The sequence below is a fragment of the Mycobacterium attenuatum genome, from assembly GCF_900566085.1.
GTDB lineage: Bacteria > Actinomycetota > Actinomycetes > Mycobacteriales > Mycobacteriaceae > Mycobacterium > Mycobacterium attenuatum.
The window spans coordinates 1-2,385 of record NZ_UPHT01000168.1 but is presented as its reverse complement, the minus strand read 5'-3'; the positions used below and the strand labels follow the sequence as shown (position 1 = coordinate 2,385).

The window sequence follows — 2,385 nt, the reverse complement described above, 5'->3', positions numbered from 1 at the left end:
GTGGAGGGCGCTGACACCCCCCACACCGCCGCGGCCACCCGAGCCGAGCAATCCAGCCGCGCCCCCCGCACCGCCGGTACCGCCATCCCCGTCCAGTGAGCCTCCGCCGGTCCCCCCGTTGCCGCCGTTGCCGAACAATCCGCCGGCCCCGCCGGCGCCGCCAGCCCCGCCTGTGCCGCCCGGCAGCCCGAAACCGCCGACGCCACCGGCGCCGCCGGCGCCGAACAGCCCCGCGGTCCCACCGTTACCGCCGCTCTGGCCGGGTGCGCCGGACCCGCCGGCGCCGCCGTTGCCGATGAGTAGTCCGCCGGGCCTGCCGTTCTGGCCGGTGCCGGGTAAACCGTTGGCGCCGTTGCCGATCAGGGGGCGCCCCAGCAGGGCCTGGGCAGGGGAGTTGACGATGTTCAACAGACTCTGGCCGGCATCGGCCTCCGCTGCGGCGTATGACGCCGCAGCGAAGGCCAAGCTTTGGGCAAACTGGGTATGGAACTGCGCTGCTTGTGCGCTGAGCCTCCGATAGATCTCGCCGTGCGAGGCGAACAATGCGGCGACGGCAACTGACACCTCATCCTCGGCTGCGGGCAGTAACTCAGTGGTCGCGACCGCTGCGGCGGCGCTCACGGCGCGCAGTGACGTATCCAAATGCGACAACTCCGCCGCAGCCGCCGTGAGCATTTCCGGAGCTGCGATCACCAACGACATTGCTAGCCTTCCAGGAGATTCCGCAACATAGGCTATCGTGCACGCGCCGTGGCCGAATCGTTTTGACATTCAGATCGAAAAGCGCTCTCCCAGTTGGAGTGTCCGCTGTTCCGGTGGTTCAGGGCATGTGCACGCCGGACGCCGGCGCCATGCCGACGGTTAGGTGAAGTCGCGTGCGGCCGTTGTCAGTCCGGCGGTGACCAGTTCCTCGTCGGTGGGCAACCGCAACGAGATCAGTCCTGCGAAAGTCTCGGGCTCGAGTTCGATGCGGTTGATAGTGACATGCACCGGCACCCAGGCAGTGTCGCAGCCCGGAAGCCGCAACACACCACTGGTTGCTCCATCGGCGAATTCCTTTGTCATGGCGGCGATGAGCTCGTAGTCGTCGGGATGCACGCGGGGTCTGTCGGGCTCGTTGGCGCGCCAATCGTAGAAGGGGCACGGCTCGTCGAGCCACTTCAGTAGGGTCCAGGTGTTCAGGTCGACAAGTGCTCGGTGGACTCCGGCCTGCGCGAGCCCGTCAAGGATTTTCTGGGCCAGGTCGTCGACCGGCACCAGCGGGCCTTTGAGTTCGGCGCGCCAGTTGATTGCCCGCGCTACCAGGTGATCGCGGCCGTCCGGTCCTGGCTCCAGCGCGCTGCGCGCGGTGAACCCGATCCTGATGGGGTTGCCCTGCCAGTCGGTGAGATCCCAAGTGCTGCACAGTGTTTGGCCGTCCTCAGGCTTGACCAGCATGGCCAGCACCCTGGTTTCGTTCGGATTGAGTTCGCGTGACGGCAAATCCTCGGCGAAAGCTCTGCCGTAGGTGACCTCGACATCGGGATTCTTGCCGCTGTTGACCAGCGACTCACGGGTGTCGGTGGCCACACCCAGAGTCAGATCCCACTTCAATGGACCCGGAGTTGGCCGCTCGGGCGGTTTTGCATCGGCAGGACCGATCCACACATGGACTCCGTGCACCCTGCCGTCCGACATCACTACTGGCTCAGTACAGATGACGCGATCACTCTTGGGCGTGATGCTGGTGAGGCTCTGGCCGGTGTGCAGCGACTCGGCGATCGCCGTGCGGACCGACGAGATATGGGGACTGCGGCGCAGGAACGTGGTGATGGGAACCAGGTTCTTGAGCTGACGTCCCTGGGCGACGACGGCCGGTTCATCCCCCAGCGTTTCCACGAGCAGCCAGTCGTGGCTCATAGGCGCAGTCTACTGACCACCCACTCCGTTACCGCGGCGGGTGGTCGTCGACCGACGCAATCTTGTTGCGGGGATTGCAGATACGTGCGGCAACGAGCAACCGTGACGAGGCGCCCGGCGCCGTTCAGGACAACCCGTTCAGTCCGTCTAGGCCGATCAGTGTTCCGCCGGTGCCGGCGTTGCCGCCGGTGCCGTTGCTGCCAATCCCCACGCTGGCGCCGCCATTGCCGCCATTGCCGCCGTTTCCGATCAGCTGCGCACTGCCGCCGTTGCCACCGTCGCCGCCGTCGAACTCGCTGTCGGCGCCTGCCCCACCGTTACCGCCGTTGCCGATCAGGCCGGCGTTACCGCCGTTGCCGCCGTCGCCGCCGTTGTCGGTGGCGCTGACGCTGCCGTTGCCGCCGTCGCCACCGCTGCCGAAGAACATGCCGCCGTTGCCGCCGTTGCCGCCGTCCGCGCCGGTGAGGCCGCCGATGGTCCCGCCAC

At 67.3% G+C, this 2,385-nt stretch carries 2 protein-coding genes and 1 pseudogene; all 3 read right to left on the bottom strand.

Annotation, left to right across the window (positions count from 1 at the left end):
* Positions 1 to 702, bottom strand: a 702-nt coding sequence (locus tag EET13_RS26495; RefSeq protein WP_136623263.1) for a PE family protein, incomplete at its 3' end; no start/stop codon positions are given.
* Between the two features lie 159 nt (positions 703 to 861).
* Positions 862 to 1,899 (bottom strand): PAS domain-containing protein, encoded by a 1,038-nt coding sequence (locus EET13_RS26490; protein WP_122445030.1) that lies wholly within the window; start codon positions 1,897 to 1,899, stop codon positions 862 to 864.
* Positions 1,900 to 2,023: 124 nt separating this feature from the next.
* Positions 2,024 to 2,385, bottom strand: a pseudogene (locus tag EET13_RS30650) (PE-PGRS family protein); the annotation flags it as partial.